The sequence below is a fragment of the Paenibacillus gorillae genome (assembly GCF_000513275.1).
GTDB lineage: Bacteria > Bacillota > Bacilli > Paenibacillales > Paenibacillaceae > Pristimantibacillus > Pristimantibacillus gorillae.
In genome coordinates this window covers 100,258-117,407 of the sequence record NZ_CBVJ010000129.1, presented here as the reverse complement: position 1 = coordinate 117,407, position 17,150 = coordinate 100,258, and the positions used below count along the sequence as shown (strand labels likewise).

Genomic DNA, 17,150 nt, shown 5'->3' with positions numbered 1-17,150 from the left:
GCAGCAATATATTGCTGCAGTAGTATAGAACAGCAAAAAAGACGCCTAAGGCGTCTTTTTTGCTGTTTGCTGTTATTTAGCCAGCCATGCATCCACCTTGTCAGGGTTAGCTTCTACCCATGCTTTAGCTGCTTCTTCAGGTGATTTGCCTTCTTGAATTTGAATCATAACGGCTGCCATGTCATCTGGCGTCCAGCTGAACTTATCGAGGAATGCATAAGCATCTGCATCTTCAGCTTTAAGTCCTTGACGAACAACGGTATGAATTTGCTCGTCGCCGCCGTATACGTTCTTCGGATCATCCAAATACTTCAGATCCATCTTGGCGAACATCCAGTGCGGTGTCCAGCCGGTAACTACGATAGGCTCTTGGTTGTTATAAGCCTTCTGAAGCTGCTGCGTCATAGCGGCAGAGGAGCTCTCAAGCAACGTCCATTTATCGCGAAGAGCGTATTCATCGAGTGCTTTCTCCGTCGATATCATAAGCCCTGCGCCGGGCTCAATGCCGATGATCGTATAATCAACCGCTTTGCCAGTTGCATCATTCAGATCATCGATACTTTTGATATCCATATAAGCTGGTACGACGAGTCCAGTTCGAGTGCCTTCCAGATTAGGACCGAGGTCTTCGAATTTGCCTTCATACTTCTGCACATAAGAAGCATGGGTTGTCGGAAGCCATGCAGCTACCATCGCATCAGCGCTGCCGTCGGATACGCCTGCCCACATCGGGCCGGCATCAACCTGAAGCATTTCTACTTTATAGCCGAGTTTTTGCTCGAACACTTCTTTGACTACATTCGTGCTTGCGATCTCCGAGTCCCATGCGACGTAAGCGAGTTTGATCTTTTTGCTGTCGCCGCCAGAGGCAGAGGAGCAGCCAGCAACGACTGCTACCAATAGCAGAGCGGATAGTGCGGTAAGCCAAGTTTTTTTCTTCAAATGGAACAACTCCTTAATTTGTTTTCGTTTTGTTCATAGACTGCTGAGTAAGACGGTCGAGAATAATGGCTAAAATAACGATGGCAAGCCCTGCCTCAAAGCCTACGCCGGTATTGCCCTGCGTTACGGCTCTATAGACGTAGGCGCCTACCCCTTGTGCGCCAATCATCGATGCGATGACGACCATGGAGAGCGAGAGCATAATGGTCTGATTAATACCCGCCATAATCGTTGGCATAGCGAGCGGGAGCTGAAGCTTAAACAGCTTTTGTGCCGGTGTGGAGCCAAACGCATCGGCTGCCTCCACAAGCTCAGCCGGAACCTGCCGTATACCCAAATTCGTCAGCCTGATCGTAGGCGGAATCGCAAAAATAATCGACGCGATTACACCGGGAACGACGCCGAGCGAGAAGAACGTAACGGCAGGAAGCAGATAGACGAACGCAGGCATCGTCTGCATGAAGTCAAGCAGCGGCGTCACAATGCGAAGCACCGTCTTGCTTCTTGCACATAGGATGCCAAGCGGTACGCCGATCAGAATCGAGATAAAGGCGGCTGTAATGACGAGAGCCAGCGTCTGCATCGTTTGGCTCCATAAGCCGAGATTGTCGATGATGGCAAGGCCGATGAACGAGAATAACGCCATTCGCCATTTGCCAATAAACCATGCAATTGCAGTGAAGATCAGAATAAGAACGAGCGGCGGAAACCATTGCAGAACCGCTTCAAGACCGCCTACGGTCTCGCCGACGATAAGCCGGATGAATTGGAAGAGCGGATCGAAGTTCGCTTCTAGCCATGCTTCGAGCCATTCAATCCAGTCTGCGAGCGGGATTTTGGGAAGATTCATATCGCATGGCCTCCTTCCTCAAGCGAGTTGCCGGATAGAGCCGCCAGAACGGCTCCCTTAACGACGACACCCCTGAGCCGGTTGTTTTCCCCGATCACAGCGACGGGAAGACGGATTTGGCCCATCATTTCGAATAAATCGTTGAGTACGGTGTCTGGAGATGCTGTCGGCACATCGGTCTGAATAATCGATTCAAACGGAAGACCTTCTTTGATGGATCGAACGGCATCCTCGGCTGTAATAATGCCAAGCAGCTGCATCCGCTTGTCGACGACATAAAGGCTGGACACGCCTTGCTCCCTCATAAATTGCAGGGATACACGAGGGCCCTTCTCCGGCGTAATCGTCGCCGCCTTCTTCATGACATGGGAAGCGGTCAACACTTTCGATAAGTCGACGTCTTCAACGAAACGCTCTACATATTTGTTGGCCGGCTGCATTAGAATTTCTTCCGGCGTACCGATTTGAACGATGCTGCCGTCCTTCATCAAAGCGATCTGATCGCCGATACGCAGCGCTTCATCCAGGTCATGGGTGATGAAGACGATCGTTTTTTTCATTTTCAGCTGCAGCTCAATCAATTCATCCTGCATATCCTTCCGAATAAGCGGATCCAGTGCGCTGAAGGCTTCATCCATAAGCAGAATTTCCGGATTGTTCGCTAAGCCGCGAGCCAACCCGACACGCTGCTGCATGCCGCCGCTAAGCTGCTCGGGATAGCTGTTCTCCCAGCCCTTCAGACCAACAAGCTCCAGCGATTCCATCGCCATTTCCCTGCGTTTCTTCTTATCGATGCCTTGGATTTCAAGGCCGTATTCGATGTTCTGCACGACTGTGCGATGCGGGAACAGCGCAAATTTCTGAAAAACCATGCCGATATGCTTGCGTCTATACTGCCGGAGCTGCTCCGGCGACATCTTTAGTACATCCGTGCCGTTAAACAGCAATTGGCCGGAGGTTGGCTCGATTAACCGGTTAAGCAGCCGTACCAGTGTCGATTTGCCGCTGCCGGACAAGCCCATAATGACAAAGATCTGGCCAGGCTCTATCATAAAGTCGGCTTGATTAACGCCAACGGTGTGCTTGGTTTCGGCTAGGATCTTTTCCTTGGACCAACCTTTATCTAATAAAGCAGCTGCTTTCTTGGGGTCGGACCCAAATATTTTTGTAAGCTTTTTGGCTTCTATAATCGCCATAAGTGCGCCCCCTTTGTATGTGGTCTCACCTGTAATAGTGTATCTGGTTAACTTTGTAAGGGTCAAAACGGGTGAGAGACGATATAGAACGTACAGTTTAAACTTTACGTACTGTACATGCCGAATACTCTTGATAACTCCTTTTTCCGGTCGAGAACGAATCTTTACATGCGGATAAGCTCTGTTTACAATACAAGATGTAGGATTTATTGGGAGCAATCAGGTTCCCTCAGGAGGAAAATCATGAATGAACTTGCAGATCTGACAGACGAGCAACGGGAACAGCTGCTGCATACACGTCGTCGCGCGATCGAGTCAATCGGTAAAAATATGGACTTATATGGCATTACATTGTCTATTGGTCATTTGTACGGCAATATGTACTTTAATCAGGAGCCTGTTACCTTGAATGAAATGAGCGAGGCGATGGGGCTCAGTAAGACGTCGATCAGCACAGGTATGCGCACGCTCCATGATTTGAAAATGATTAATAAAGTATGGGGAAAAGGCTCGCGGAAGGACTTATACGAAGTGGAGCCGGATTGGCATCAAAACTTCGCCGATTTCTTCTCCATTAAGTGGAGAAAGGCCGTTGAGCAGAACAGAAGCGCTTTGCGCAAATGTATGAAAGAAATTGAAACGCTTGAGGAGAAATATAGCGAGGACGCCGTCTTTATGAAAGTGCTGGAGCATGATCGGTTGAAGATGCTGGAATCGATGAAATATTATAAATGGCTGGAGCGATTGATCGATTCCTTCGAAAACGGGGATATTTTCACACTTATTCCTAAGGAAGAATAGCAGGGCTCCAATTGAAAAAGCGGATGATGCGAGGGCATCATCCGCTTTTTTTCGTACATAATGCGCTTAAAGGTCGGCAGAAACAGGGGGAACTGGCTTGGACTGCGGGACATTGCGCAGCTTTCCGTTAAGCGAGAAATACGTTCCGATGCGAAGCAGCATTTCGAACGGGCCGTGCTTCACCCGTTTGAGCAGCAAAGCTGATCCAATGGCTTGAAGCGCATAAATCACGATGGCGAGCAGTGTGCCGGTGATAACGCCCACTTTTCCGAACCAGCCTAAGCCATAGCCATAGAACAAGGTGGTGCAAATAACGGTCTGCATCAAATAGTTCGTCAAGCTCAAGCGGCCAACGGATTCAAAGGCTCTGAGCAAGTAAGACGATCTAGACAGATGAGAGAGCACCAACGCGAATGCCGCCAGATAACCCAAGGCAAGCAGGGGGCCGCCGATTTGAGTAAGAACGGGGCCGATTTGCGTCTCGGACATCCCTACCCCAAATCCCTTCAACAGGAGGCCTACAGGCAGAAGTACAGCAGCGCCGTACTGATAAGCGGTCCGCTCCTGCCGGGGATTGCGAAACCAGCCTTTTTTAGCGGCGGCAATACCGAGCAGGAACATCGGCATCAGCATGAAAGGAAGCATAAGGGCTACAAATATGAGGCCGGCTTCTGGAATATCGAGCGGGCTTTCTTCACGGAATTTGGCAATGTCGGCGTAGCTTCCTTCACTTAAAATAGGGATCGAGCGCTGCACGTATTCTGTTGTTTTTGGGTCTTCGCCTTGGGAAGGCTCATACATGCCATAAGTTGCAGCAGCGAATAGAACCCCTAATATAACCGCCCAGATCAGCAATGTCTTAGGCTTGCGGTTCACAAATAGAAGAAGAACAAAGCCGGTAATGCCGTAAGGAAGTAAAATATCGCCGTCCCACAACAGAATCGAATGGAGAAGACCTGCTCCTGCCAATAAAGCAAAACGTCTGAAAAGCGCCCGCCAAGGCTTTAGCCCGCTCTGTACCAAACGCTCTCTAAGCTTAAGTAGGCTGTAGCCAAACAGGAACATAAAAATCGGCATAAAGCTGCCCTCAGCCACAACGAGCAGGACGTTATGAGCGGCAATGTCTACGGGGGACGCATGGAACAGCTCCAGCATTCCTTTTCCGTACATGCCGTATTGGAAAATAAGTATGTTGCATATCAGGATGCCTAATAAACTAAACCCTCGAATCGCATCGATTATACGAATACGATTGACTGAATCGGTTGTCTCCTTCATATCTCCATCACCTCAATAAACAGGTTATCAGCGGAGATTGAATAGGAAACAAACAATACTGTAACGATGGCTTAATTTTTGCCAGTTTTGTTAAACTGCTGTTAAGGTTTATGTGGTAGCCTATTGGTGGGTGATGAATAATGATGACGAGTAAAATATTAATTGTAGATGATGAGCCTTCCATTGTGAAAATGCTGCGTATGGTGTTGGTTAAAGAAGGCTTCGAGCAAGTATATACAGCGGGCAGCTGCCGGGAGGCGCTGGAGCAAATCGAACGCTATGGAGCGGATATCATTATCCTGGATGTCATGCTTCCGGATGGCAACGGCCTAGAGCTCTGTTCCAAGCTTCGCACTTATGGCAATCCTTATATATTATTTCTCACGGCAAAAGTATCGGATCTAGACGTGCTTAACGGTTTCGCGGTAGGGGGAGATGATTATATTCTAAAGCCGTTCAACCCGTTAGAAATCGCAGCGCGCATTAAAGCCCGAGTACGGAGGATGGGGGAGACCTCAGAGCCATTAGCGAGAGCGATAAAGCCTGTCTACAGCTTCGGACGCTTCCAGTTGAATGAGTCGGAGGGAGAGCTGTTAGTCGATGGCAAGCCTGTCAGCTGCCCGGCTCAGGTATTCCAGCTGCTGCTGCACTTCTGCAAGCATCCTGGCATCGTATTTTCCAAAACACAGTTGTATGAGGCGGTATGGGGCCTTGACGGCTTAGGTGATGACAACACAGTCATGGTGCATATCCGGCGAATACGCGAGCGGATTGAGCATGATCCGGGAATGCCCACACATCTGCTGACGGTGCGCGGGCTTGGCTACAAGCTGGCGAAGGAGCCGGAGATGCGATGAAGCTTCAGCGGAGATTGGCCATTCATTTTACATATCAGCTGGCCGCTTATTCGATTGTGGTCTTCGGGCTGATGGTTGCAATGGTGCTTGTGATGGTTAACGTGATGACCCGGGAAGAGATTAAACGGAATTTCCCGGCCAATGGGCTCGGAAGCATCGTTGCAGGAACCTTTTACACCAATGGTGAAATTCAATTGTCCAAGCAGTGGCAGGATGTAATAACCGAGCGCAATGCCTGGCTCCAGGTGGTCGATGTGAAGGGAACTGTCATCTTCGAAGTCAATACGCATGGGGAACAGCCGCAAACGTACACGCTTGCCGATCTGGTCCAAATTCAAGACGGGAAATCAAACGGCCGCTACAACATAAAAGGTGTATTGGACGATACGTTTTCAAGCCCGTTGTTCTTTATTTTTGGGTATAAGAATGCAGGGCTGGAGAGTCTTGCCGGACTGCACGCGCAATATGGTGGGAGCAGCGGGCTCGTGCTGGAAGCGGACATTCCTTCATTAGAGCAGAAGCTTAAGGAGACCGGAAGCTATTTGACCATTGTGGATGCAAAGGGAGAAGAGCTGCAGGCAATCGGGAAGAAAGCAGAGGAAACCGGTCATTACGATCCGCTTGATATCATTGCGATGCGACAATCGCCGGGCGCCTACGATACGAACATTACAATCTACTCTTCAGAAGAGGGATTTCCGATCTGGATTCTCCATGCGCCTAATGTGGAAATTAGCGGGTCGAGCAAGTGGATGTACAGCACTCAGTTATGGCAGTTTTCGCTTCTTGTAGCGGGCATTCTACTATTTGCCCTGGCGCTGTCGGTGTGGCACGGCTACCGTTATGCACGGCCGCTGTTGCTGTTCACTGGGTGGTTTGAGCGCATGGGGAAGGGGCTGTATGAAGAGGTGCTTACACCGCGGGACCGCCGGAAGTTATTCCGCCGCAGAGGCCAGTTGAAGCTGCGCTACCGGCTGTACAAAGAGGTGCTGCAGTCCTTTTACAGCATGGCCGAGCAATTGGCTCAGACGGAGAAGGACCGCAAGAAGCTGGAGCAGATGCGCGAGGAGTGGATGTCCGGCATTTCTCATGATCTCCGTACACCACTCTCCACGATTCAAGGGTACGGCTATATTCTAGAGAGCAGCGCCTCAGGAGCATGGTCCGAGGACGAATTGCGCGACATGGGGACGCAAATTCGCGAGAAAGGCGAATATATGCTGGAATTGATCACCGATTTCTCCCATATATCCGAGCTGAAGCAGCAGCATACTGCTGGTATCGTCCGGAGCCGGATCGAGCTGAATGAGCTGCTTCGTGTATCTGTACTTGCTTATGTGAATGATGCTACGCTTTCTTCCGCGCAGTTTCGTTATGAGAGCGAGGATGTTCCTTTGTTCATTCACGGCAATGAAAAGTGGCTGCAGCGTCTTTTTGGCAACCTGATCTCCAATGCGGTTAAACATAATCCCGCCGATGTCATCGTCACGGTATCCAGTGGAATGGTAAATGATGAAGTGTATATCCGGGTTGAAGACAACGGCGTGGGAATGGATTCTGTTACGCGCCAGAAGCTGTTCGATCGTTACTACAGAGGGACGAATACAGAGGAGTCGACGGAAGGGACAGGGCTCGGCATGAGCATTGCCAAAATGGTCGTAGAAGCCCATGATGGCCGGATAGAGGTTCATTCGAAGGCGGGAGAGGGAACTCGCATTACGGTGTATTTGCCGGCTATTTGAACCCTTCAAAAAAAGTTAGCACAAGCCCTTGCAAAGGGATATCCGCTGTGCTATATTATTTATTACATGCGGAGAGGTACCCAAGAGGCCCAAGGGGGCTGACTCGAAATCAGCTAGGCGTGTCAAAGCGTGCGTGGGTTCGAATCCCACCTTCTCCGCCATTAACTTTTAAATGACAACCTTCTACAGTTTGACTGTAGAAGGTTTTTTTGTTGTCTTTTTATATATATCGTTCATTCCACTGCAGCCTTCATCAAACATCAAACAGCATGAGCTTGATGGCCCAGACCTCCAAGCTTCCACTGCCTTCTGTTAGTCAAATCATCCCTCTTAATCTGTATCTATATCACTATTCAAAAGGCTATCTTCTAATAAAATCGGATAATTTTGGAACATTTATCGTTGAAATTAATTCTTCTAATGGTATTATTGTACTATTGGAAAATTTACTATTTTTCAATAAATCATCATAAAAGGAGTAATGATTATAGAATTTTGCAAATAAGTAATGGGGATGTCAGCTAGTATTTTTCTAAAAAGAAACAAAACAAAAGGGAGAGATTGTATTTTGTTGAGAAAACAAGCACGAAGAAAAATTTCTATTCTACTCGCTCTAGCAATGGTTCTATCTATTTTCTCTACCAACTATTTCGCTTTCGCAGCGGAGACAGCAGCAGCAACATCGTTATCGGATATTGACCAATCGTATGCTAAAGCAGAGATTACTGCACTTGTTGAAAAAGGAATTTTGGCCGGATTCACAGACGGAACCTTCAAGCCTGGTGACTCTTTGACCCGTGCACAGCTGGCTAAAGTGCTCGTATTATCGTTGAATAAAGAAGAAGATTTATCGGGCGCAGCTTCCTTCAAGGACGTAGCAAGCAGCGACTGGTTTGCCGGCTATGTTGGAGCGCTTGTTAAATCCGGCATTACGCAGGGCACTTCGGCGAGCAGCTTCTCCCCTAACCAGACGGTAACGAGAGAAGAATTGGCTGTTTTCTTCATTCGCGCTTTCGGATGGGAAGAGCAAGCCAAAGCTGCAGCTTTGGAAACCAGCTTGTCTGATTTAAATAGCGTATCGGTATGGGCAAAGCCTCATGTATCCTTCGCTTACAAAATCGGCTTTATTAAAGGAAGCACAAATAACGACGGTTCCATTAGCTTTAACCCGTCGGGCAAAGCAGACCGTCAAGCGCTTGCGCGTCTGGCCTATGAATTTGCCGTTAATAAAGCGGCTTATGCTGATAAAGTAAGCGCGCTGGGCACCAAAAAGCCTGAGGACGACAAAAAACCGACGTCCCCTGGCGGCAACAGCGGCTCGGGCAATGGCTCTAATCCGACGCCGACGCCAACAGCAACGCCTAACCCTGAAACGACAACAACGATTAACGAGCCTGGCACACGCAGCTTGGGTACATTAACTGGTAATGTTGTCATCAGCGCAGCAGACGTTACGCTGAAAGATACGACGATCAATGGCAACCTTACGCTTACTTCGGCAATCGGCCTCGGTGATGTTACGCTCGATAATGTCACGGTAACAGGTACGACTAACGTTCAAGGCGGCGGTCCTAACAGTATTCATGTGTCTAACTCAATTCTGGCTACTGTAGTTGTGAACAAAAGTGACGGCAGCATTCGTCTTGTTCTGGAGAATGGCACTGATGTACAGCAAGTAGAATTGCGTTCCGGCGGCATTATTCAAGCCAATGCTGCAGGCGAGATCGGTCCGATCAGCCTTACGAACACGATTCCGCAAAATGCTACGGTTACTTTGAACGGATCATTTGATACGGTAAATGTGAACGCTCAGCAAATTAACATTAGCTTGGCAGAAGGTGCTTCGATAGGCGACCTGAACGTATTGCAAGGCGCTGTAAACAACGCTTTTCAACTGTATGCAGGCTCGTCTGTCTCGCGTCTGATCGTTGATGCCATCGCATCGTTTGCTGGAGCGGGTATCATTTCTTCTGCTCAAGTGAATGTGAATGATGTTGATTTTGGCGGTCTTACTACGCCTCCGGTTATGGCTGCAGACCCTTCGGTTACTGCCGTTGTTCATAACCCGCAATCCCTGGATTTAACGGCTGCAGGAGCAACGAAGCAAATTGTGCTGATCGGCGTTAGAAGCCAAGGCGACATCGACCTTACCCAGATTGCTGCTTGGAACAGCTCCTCGTCTTCCGTAGCTGAAGTTGTTTATGGTGTGGTTAAAGCAGTAGGTGAAGGTACAACAACAATCTCCGCTAACTACGGTTCTTTCAATGTTGAAGTTCCTGTAACGGTATCCGTCTATCAGCCGGTTACACATCCTACAATTACGGGCATCGTAGTTACAAATGGCCAAATCGATGTTCAATTCGATCAACAGATTGAAGATCTGTCTTTGGAGCATTTTAAGGTGACAGCATCGTTAAACGGTGTAGAAACGCAGCTGCGCGGCTTAAATTATTCGAATGGTAAAATTAACTTCCAGCCTATCAGCACTTACGGCAAAACATTGTATGTAACGGTTCAGCATGATGCGAACTTCACGAAATTCGCTGGCAGCCAAAGCGGCTCCATTAAGCTCACAGGCTTCGGCGGTAAAATTACCGATGTTCACGAAGATGCAGTTGCAAACCTGACAATTAAATTTCGTAAAGGCTTGAATGCAAAAACAGGCGATGTCGTCGCAATCGCAACAACAGATGCAAACGGCAAGTACTTCGTGAATCTTCCTGCCGGCATTTATACAGGTGAGCTTGGCGGCGAAGGCACGGACTACATCAAATCGTATTTAATTGGTGTTGCCGCAAGCAATGTGGTGAATCAGAATGAGAACTTCACAGCCATCAAAATTCCACTTGCATCCGAAACTCGTATTGTACTGACGTGGGGGCTGCAACCTAAAGACTTGGATTCTCATTTAATCGGACCTGCAGTTGATGGAAACGGACAATTTCACACATGGTACAGTAAAAAAGATTATACGGTAAACGGTGAGCTTATTGTTGATCTCGACTGGGACGATGTAAACTCGTATGGTCCGGAAACAACGACACTTCGTAAAAACGTTCCGGGTACGTATCTGTTCTACGTTCATAATTTCTCACAAACACCAGCAATGACAGCTTCGGGAGCAAAAGTTCAAGTGATTCAAGGAACAGATTGGGAAAATCCAATCGAGTTCACGATTCCGACTGGCGCTGACGAACTGTATTGGCTCGTATTCGAATTCACTATCGATGAGAATGGAATCATTACGATACATCCGATCAACGAATTGACTAACGAGAATCCTGCTACGGGACGCTACGTCAATGAACGATACTATGAAGAAGAGAACCTGGAAGAAGAGTTTTAAGAAATTTTCCATGTATTCTACTGGCTAATAAAAAGGGTTGGCTCTCAGATGTTACGTCTGAAAGCCAGTCCTTTTTTCTGTCATATAGAATTCGCCTACGCCAAATCCGCTAAAATCGCTGATTCCAAAAACAGGTGACGGGTCACTTAACCACGAACAGTGGTCCAATCTGATTTCTAATCTATTCAATATTTCAATCTCTGTTTGCGGCGTTTACTCCTTTGCTGCCTACTTAATCGAATTACGGAAAGTTCGATGCGAGTGTGGCAAATCATGAAAAAGCTACCGTTCTTGCTGGTTTTCGTCCTTCTACTCTCCAGTTGTTTAAGTAGTAATGCCGTAGATCCGATAATTAAATAATCAGCTCTCCATGTCGAAAGGAATCTCGCCGCTGCCGAAAGCACTCCGACATCTGTAGCGGAGGAACAGCCGGCAAGTTTCCCGGTATCCACCCTCATTCCTGGAGGTCTCTATTCAAGCGGTGGGCCTCTATCACGAAAGACGAAGGCGACGATCCCGGCCGTCGAGGACATTGAATGGTACAAATTCGGGGCAATGCCAGGGCAAGAAGGAAATGCGATATTAGCCGGACACCGGGATTGGAAAGGGTCTTTCGGTAATTTCCGGGACATTGAAAAGTTGGACGTAGGTGACGTTGTAACAATTCGCTTCGATAAAGGAAGCAAGAAAATCTTTAATGTCGCCTTAAACAACACGTACCGCCTAGACGATGTTCCAGAAATGGTCATGGATCTTGCAGGAGATTCGCGCGTTACGTTGATTACATGCGGCGGGCGATTTGATAAAAAGTTTGCGGGTTATCAAAATACGATTGTTATCGTTTTGAAAGGGGAAGGACAGGCTTGAAGGTAATAGTAAAAGTTATTACATTTCCGGCTGTATGGCCGATCTATCTCCGAAAAGCCCTCGAAAAAAAATATGGGACGTATCCCCCAAACCCTGCTAATGGGGTTTATCGTTAGTACGTTGATGGGGCGATCAGTTTAGGAATTTTGTTCGCCTACTGGTACCTTAGTGGACAGTTCGGTGCTTTAAGCGAAGAATCCGGCGTGGCCCTGAAAACTCCCCAATCCATAGTCTATATTTTAGGCGCTGCTTCTTTTTACTACGGTATATTGTCGTTGCTCTCACCATGGCTTCCCGGATCGGCGGCAATTCATCGGGAAGGAAACCGTTAAAAGACGCATGGTGACGCTCGGTTCTCAACCTTAGAAGAAGTTACCGCTAAGGGACTGATCGGTGCAGGAATTGTTTTTGGCCGCTTAAAAGAAAAGCTAATTGAGAAGCCGCCAGAAGCAGAAGGACATGTTTTGGTTGCAGGCACACCCGGCACTGGAAAAACCACAGGCGTTGCCATACTCACGCTGTTCCGGTTTAAAGGCGGCGCAGTAGTCGTTGATATTAAAGGAGAGCTATCAGCATTAACAGCTAAGCACCGAAGCCAATATGATCCGATCTATTTGCGGATTTGGCCGGGCAGGCTACCGTCCATTCCAAGAGCGTCACGATCTGAGCTGGTTGGGTTCCTAATATGGTCCGATCTGAAACAGGGGTTCACCTCATTCGGCCCGAAATTTGGGCACGGCTGCCCAAGCCAATTCTAATGGTGCTCAGTATGCAACCAACAGAATTAGAGCTAGCGTATTGGTTCAAAGACAAAGACTTCAAGCAATTCGCATTGCCAAGTACCAAAGACGCCGGATAGAACATGAAGATACACTCCTTTTCGATTTCGGAAAGTCTTCCAACTAAAAGAAGCAGGGCATCCACCGCCGCTACTTCTTTTTTTATTGTCCGAAGAAAAGCTATATTTATCCTAAGAGGTGATTAAACATGAAGAAGAAAAAGTGTCTTGAAGATGTTGCTCGTCGATATGCAAGCGGTCAGCGATGCGTTAGCTAAATTAAAGCAGGCACGTCTTGCCGCAAGGTTCGCCAATAAGGCGAACTTTTTTTATTGGAGGTATAAAATATCCTCTCTCAATGATCGAACGATACTTGTCTGAGAAGACATGCCATGAGCAAATGAGCCAACAATTTATGATGGCTTATTTTTTGAAAAAAATTTAAAAATGTCCCGACACGAAAATGGGTATCGTGCCACGCAACCTGTGTATTATTCGCCTATGTTATTATATATTATTATTAGTATATTGTTATTATCGTATTATTTATACGAAACTTATCGCACAAAAATCAGCGTTCCGTCGCATATATTATTTAAAACTTATGCGCCATTTCGCATTTTACAGATCGAATGGATTCGTATAGACTACTTATAGATAAAGAAGGGGGCCTTATAATGGCAAGAATACCTATTTTGGGAACAAATTCAGATGGTTTGGATGAAATAGAGGCGCTGAAGAGCTATTATAATCAATGGCGTCAGAACAACACCAATATGAAGGAGCCTTTCTTTGGAGTGCTACGGGCATTCAAAGACAAGGAGCTGCTCAAGGATCTGGATGAAGGAGCGCTTCGCCTTTATCTATATTTGGGGTTCGTATCTAACAATGAGACCGGCACCAGCTGGCATAGCATTCAAACGATAGCGAATTACTTCGGGAAGCAGACCCGGACGATTGATTTTTGGATTCAAAAGCTGGGTGAGGCTGGCCTTATTTATCGCACGCGGCATAACAAAAAATCTGCAACCACATTTTTGATTCCTTTCACAGATTCAATCATTAATGTACAGCCAGCCAAGAAACGCGAATTCGATGATCAGGAATTACTCGATGATCTATTGGAATCGCGCGAGCAATTGGCTGCCGTCTATGGCGAAATCATCAAGGTCTATCATATTTTCCACTGGGGATTAGACCAGAAGAAGAATCCAGATATAGACTCATCCACTACTAACTTTTTGTTCATTATTACGAAGAGAGCGGATGGCGTGCTTGTTGGCCATCGGCATCATCTTCGGAAATCGGTCAATTACGCCATTAGTCAGCTTTATGTTGATGACGTAGTGATATTCGAGAGTCCATTTGTATATAAGGATCATCCAGTATCGGGAATCGCCGTTAATCACATGCAACGACTAAGGCAAAAAGATAGAACGGAAACACTTATAAATATGATGAGGGATTTAGCTGTTGCCGATGCCGAAATACTACTACAACATCCAACGGCTATATATGGATCTATCGACGAAGTGTTGGAAGCTGAAGATGATGGTGAGGAGGCTGAGACAGATAAAGGGGGAGAGGATTAATGCCAGAAAAAATAGGCATAATAAAGACAAAAGAAGTTCAGCATTTAGGTTTGATTGTCCCTGTGGGAACTCCGATTTTTATTGGTGAGCCAAACAGGGAGCATATGAGGGAACAACACCCAGAAGACTACAGAAAGTATGGGCATTATCTTAATGAAATCATCGCACAGCCTGATTATGTTGCGAAGCATCCCAAGGACGGATCTATTCAATACATTAAGGAATACGGTTCCCCAGAGGACCGTGTATTAGTGGCGGTGAGAATGACAGCAAAGGGAACGTTTTTTGCTCGCACGTTGTTCGTCATGTCCAAAGAGAAATGGACGAGCTACAGAGAAAACGAGTATCTGTTCCCGTATATCTAAGCGAAAACGACTGGAGACCTTGTATTTCAAGGTTTTTCCGGGTTGCGCACTTCCGAAGCATAGTCTATAATAAAAGAAGTTCAACTGCATATACTACTGAAGAGAAGGATCTGAGGTTGGAACAGGCAGCCAGCGCCCCGTGAGTAATCACGGTTAGGAGATCCGGGAATGTCACCCCGGCTATCCTTCTCTAAGGTATATGAGTCCGTAGCTTATAGCTACGGCTTTTTGCTGTATTTCTAATATGTTTCGTCTACGCAGATGCCTCTGGCATCCTCAAACAATGCCCTTGCGGTTTGGGCCGCAACTTACACAGACTTTTGAAAACATCATCTGATAAAGGAGTATCGTTCACGAAGTAAGATATAAGCTGGCTGGCACTTTTCACGGTAAGTTCATCGAACCCGATATTCAAGAGATACTCGGAACGGGGAAGCAACGTGTTTAGATACCTGACTTGTTTCTCGGTTGCTGGAACAACGTCACTGTTCCATGCCTTAGCTTGATCCTTCACGAATTGTTCCAGGTCCGCATTCTCCGAAAACTGATAGATCAAGCCTAGCCCAGATGCCGACCAATCCGCTATATCTGTATTACCATTTTACTGTATACCTGTACTTACAGGAAAACTGCGCCATGTTGCATAAGCCTTTGGGATACGCTGATCAATGTACTGAGCTATATCGTCCAACATCTTTTTAGGATCGGGAGTATGCCTTAGATCTCGGTCGAAGTATTGGCGTTCATCCGAGGACAAAAACGATTTGGCCAGCTCGTACCGATTCATGCGGCTTAGTTCATCCGGAGAACGAACGATTTTACTGAATGGCCGCTCTTGCACAATATGATGCGCAACTTAGTTGCCAATTCACGCTTTTACTTTTCGTTTATCTGCGTATTCAAACATTCACCATCACCATCACCACCCCAAACCTTTTCCCTGCCCCGCTCCTTCTACTCACTATAAAACTGGAAAGCCATATCTGGCCGCTTTTCGATAGCACTCATACTTGCTTTACCTCGCTCTCGGGAGTGTTTTTATCTTGCTTAGTAGCAACAAGCGTAGATTCGGATTTCAGAAGGCCAGAATCGGCCTTTTGCGGCTCGATCTCCTGACGCACAGCCTTTCGCCGATATGCTTCCAACTCAACGACAATCGCGTTATGCTCTTTTGCTGCACGGTTCAAGTCGCCACGATCCGTCTGAATGCCTCGTTCTTCCATCTCACGAACATTCGGCCCCTCGTGAACCGTAGGAACCCGATCCGTCGGACCTTGTACTTTCAGGCTCCTGTGATCGATTCTAGCTTCAATGCCTTCCCGCTCTAAATATCTATTTGCATATTCAGCCCATTTGCCCCGCCATTTCAGGCGAATTTTCAGCGTTGACGTTATTACGCCATCCTATACCGACTTCTTCAGCTTCTTTGTATGTAACAAAGTCCCCGTTCCATTCGCGGTTTTGTTCCCGAGACCTTCCGGGGTAATTTCCCTCATTCGCAACATCACATGAGCATGAGGATTCTCTGAATCGTTTCTATGAATACAAACATCGGCGATCATACCCCGATCTACAAATTCCATTTGTACAAAATCAAGAAGTAGTTCCCGCTGAGACCCATAAGACATTTCCCGGGAGTAGTGCTACGGCAAATTCCGGGCAAGTTGTGCCGTCGCCCGCAGGGTGCTTTTGTCTTCTGCCTTTTCAACTTCATTCCGCCGTTCACGGTCATAAACCCAATCAGGGGCATTCTCTGGCGCAAGGATCCCGCTTTCGATCAAGTACCGCTCTTTACGGAAACCCCTATGCTTCTCATCATACAATTCTTCACCGCTCCGATAGGAAGGGGCGACGACCTTCGGATCGGCGAATGACCTGCATACGCAGATGGAAAATCGCCATATGAGATGTCCCCCTTTCTTGGAATATTTATTTAGCAAAGCGAAGCGTATAAACGCCGAAGGCGAAAACCAGGTGCAGGGTGGAATCCAGCCGCACACATTACGAAGTAATGTATAAATCCACTCAATAGGTTATTTATTGTCGACAATGGTATAATCATGAGCAAAGATTCTGCATCATGGATTACAAAAAGCAAAGGGGCATTACAAGCTCATGAAATTAGGACATATTATGATTTTCGTTAATGACATGACCAAAGCCAAATGGTTTTATTCTGAATTGTTGGGTATGCAAATCGTGTTAGAGGAAGAAAATAAACTTATATTTGCCTTTGACGGTTGTCAGCTTGTAACGTATAAGTGTGAAAAGACAAAAGAGGTTGGCGATTATTCAAACGAGGCTAGAACCGTTTTGGTGTTTGATGTTAACTCTGTTGACCAAGCATTTAAGGAAATGAAGGAAAAGGGCATCCCATTTCTGCACGAAGAGCCTACGCAAGGGCGATATGCCGCTTTCGTTGATCCATTTGGCAACGTGCATGAAATTGCGGAACGGTTAACTTATCTTTAATAAAAACAAGGGACTGGCTCAGACATCATTTCTGAAAGCCAGTCCCTTGTTCTGTCTGTCTGAA

Annotated in this window: 14 protein-coding genes, 1 tRNA gene and 1 pseudogene; 10 read left to right on the top strand and 6 right to left on the bottom strand. The window is 47.0% G+C overall.

The window, feature by feature from the left end; translation table 11 throughout:
- Nucleotides 1–72: 72 nt before the first annotated feature.
- The 3 genes from TY10_RS24940 to TY10_RS24930 are packed head-to-tail and all read right to left on the bottom strand — an operon-like array spanning nucleotide 73 to nucleotide 2,988.
- Nucleotides 73–942, bottom strand: a complete 870-nt coding sequence (locus TY10_RS24940) for a glycine betaine ABC transporter substrate-binding protein (protein WP_042169814.1) — start codon at nucleotides 940–942, stop codon at nucleotides 73–75.
- A gap of 13 nt (nucleotides 943–955) precedes the next feature.
- Nucleotides 956–1,792, bottom strand: a complete 837-nt coding sequence (locus TY10_RS24935) for an ABC transporter permease (protein WP_042169812.1) — start codon at nucleotides 1,790–1,792, stop codon at nucleotides 956–958.
- Nucleotides 1,789–2,988 carry a quaternary amine ABC transporter ATP-binding protein gene (locus TY10_RS24930; RefSeq protein ID WP_042169809.1) on the bottom strand — a complete coding sequence of 400 codons (1,200 nt, stop codon included), beginning with the start codon at nucleotides 2,986–2,988 and terminating at the stop codon, nucleotides 1,789–1,791. Before TY10_RS24930 ends, TY10_RS24935 begins: the two co-directional genes overlap by 4 nt.
- A gap of 243 nt (nucleotides 2,989–3,231) precedes the next feature.
- Here TY10_RS24930 and TY10_RS24925 point away from each other — a divergent pair, with 243 nt between their 5' ends.
- On the top strand, nucleotides 3,232–3,789 hold the full coding sequence (locus TY10_RS24925) for a GbsR/MarR family transcriptional regulator (protein ID WP_042169806.1): 558 nt from the start codon (nucleotides 3,232–3,234) through the stop codon (nucleotides 3,787–3,789).
- Between the two features lie 66 nt (nucleotides 3,790–3,855).
- Here TY10_RS24925 and TY10_RS24920 read toward each other — a convergent pair whose 3' ends face one another.
- The gene (locus TY10_RS24920; protein WP_042169803.1) at nucleotides 3,856–5,067 is read right to left on the bottom strand and encodes a DUF418 domain-containing protein; all 1,212 of its coding nucleotides are present in this window, start codon (nucleotides 5,065–5,067) and stop codon (nucleotides 3,856–3,858) included.
- Between the two features lie 140 nt (nucleotides 5,068–5,207).
- Here TY10_RS24920 and TY10_RS24915 point away from each other — a divergent pair, with 140 nt between their 5' ends.
- From TY10_RS24915 to TY10_RS24880, 8 genes are all read left to right on the top strand, one after another.
- Entirely contained in the window at nucleotides 5,208–5,924 is a 717-nt protein-coding gene (locus TY10_RS24915) for a response regulator transcription factor (protein WP_042169800.1), read from the top strand.
- A complete protein-coding gene (locus TY10_RS24910) occupies nucleotides 5,921–7,666 on the top strand; it encodes a sensor histidine kinase (RefSeq protein ID WP_042169797.1) in 1,746 nt (581 codons plus the stop codon). Before TY10_RS24915 ends, TY10_RS24910 begins: the two co-directional genes overlap by 4 nt.
- Nucleotides 7,667–7,736: 70 nt before the next feature.
- A tRNA-Ser gene (locus tag TY10_RS24905) sits at nucleotides 7,737–7,827 on the top strand.
- 407 nt (nucleotides 7,828–8,234) lie between these two features.
- Nucleotides 8,235–11,012 carry an S-layer homology domain-containing protein gene (locus TY10_RS24900; protein WP_162160686.1) on the top strand — a complete coding sequence of 926 codons (2,778 nt, stop codon included), beginning with the start codon at nucleotides 8,235–8,237 and terminating at the stop codon, nucleotides 11,010–11,012.
- A gap of 456 nt (nucleotides 11,013–11,468) precedes the next feature.
- A complete protein-coding gene (locus TY10_RS24895; RefSeq protein ID WP_337588389.1) occupies nucleotides 11,469–11,879 on the top strand; it encodes a class F sortase in 411 nt (136 codons plus the stop codon).
- A gap of 386 nt (nucleotides 11,880–12,265) precedes the next feature.
- Nucleotides 12,266–12,637 (top strand): type IV secretory system conjugative DNA transfer family protein, encoded by a 372-nt coding sequence (locus TY10_RS24890; protein WP_081735483.1) that lies wholly within the window; start codon nucleotides 12,266–12,268, stop codon nucleotides 12,635–12,637.
- Nucleotides 12,638–13,334: 697 nt separating this feature from the next.
- Complete coding sequence (locus TY10_RS24885) at nucleotides 13,335–14,249, top strand: helix-turn-helix domain-containing protein (protein ID WP_052350760.1); 915 nt, start codon at nucleotides 13,335–13,337, stop codon at nucleotides 14,247–14,249.
- On the top strand, nucleotides 14,249–14,614 hold the full coding sequence (locus TY10_RS24880) for a PBECR3 domain-containing polyvalent protein (protein WP_042169783.1): 366 nt from the start codon (nucleotides 14,249–14,251) through the stop codon (nucleotides 14,612–14,614). The genes TY10_RS24885 and TY10_RS24880 overlap by 1 nt, the downstream gene beginning before the upstream one ends.
- Nucleotides 14,615–15,618: 1,004 nt before the next feature.
- Here TY10_RS24880 and TY10_RS31885 read toward each other — a convergent pair.
- Both TY10_RS31885 and TY10_RS32635 read right to left on the bottom strand, forming a co-directional pair.
- Nucleotides 15,619–15,837 carry a hypothetical protein gene (locus tag TY10_RS31885; RefSeq protein ID WP_042169778.1) on the bottom strand — a complete coding sequence of 73 codons (219 nt, stop codon included), beginning with the start codon at nucleotides 15,835–15,837 and terminating at the stop codon, nucleotides 15,619–15,621.
- Nucleotides 15,838–16,614, bottom strand: a pseudogene (locus TY10_RS32635) (MobA/MobL family protein); the annotation flags it as partial.
- Nucleotides 16,615–16,729: 115 nt separating this feature from the next.
- Between TY10_RS32635 and TY10_RS24860 the strand changes: the two are divergent.
- Nucleotides 16,730–17,086: a VOC family protein gene (locus TY10_RS24860; protein ID WP_042169774.1), complete on the top strand. Its 357-nt coding sequence runs from the start codon at nucleotides 16,730–16,732 to the stop codon at nucleotides 17,084–17,086.
- Nucleotides 17,087–17,150 lie beyond the last annotated feature (64 nt).

Coding starts and splice junctions, on each gene's coding strand:
- TY10_RS24935 (WP_042169812.1), bottom strand. CDS start 1,792: ATGAATCTTCCCAAAATCCCGCTCGCAGACTGGATTGAATGGCTCGAA.
- TY10_RS24930 (WP_042169809.1), bottom strand. CDS start 2,988: ATGGCGATTATAGAAGCCAAAAAGCTTACAAAAATATTTGGGTCCGAC.
- TY10_RS24925 (WP_042169806.1), top strand. CDS start 3,232: ATGAATGAACTTGCAGATCTGACAGACGAGCAACGGGAACAGCTGCTG.
- TY10_RS24920 (WP_042169803.1), bottom strand. CDS start 5,067: ATGAAGGAGACAACCGATTCAGTCAATCGTATTCGTATAATCGATGCG.
- TY10_RS24915 (WP_042169800.1), top strand. CDS start 5,208: ATGATGACGAGTAAAATATTAATTGTAGATGATGAGCCTTCCATTGTG.
- TY10_RS24910 (WP_042169797.1), top strand. CDS start 5,921: ATGAAGCTTCAGCGGAGATTGGCCATTCATTTTACATATCAGCTGGCC.
- TY10_RS24885 (WP_052350760.1), top strand. CDS start 13,335: ATGGCAAGAATACCTATTTTGGGAACAAATTCAGATGGTTTGGATGAA.
- TY10_RS24880 (WP_042169783.1), top strand. CDS start 14,249: ATGCCAGAAAAAATAGGCATAATAAAGACAAAAGAAGTTCAGCATTTA.
- TY10_RS31885 (WP_042169778.1), bottom strand. CDS start 15,837: ATGGAAGAACGAGGCATTCAGACGGATCGTGGCGACTTGAACCGTGCA.
- TY10_RS24860 (WP_042169774.1), top strand. CDS start 16,730: ATGAAATTAGGACATATTATGATTTTCGTTAATGACATGACCAAAGCC.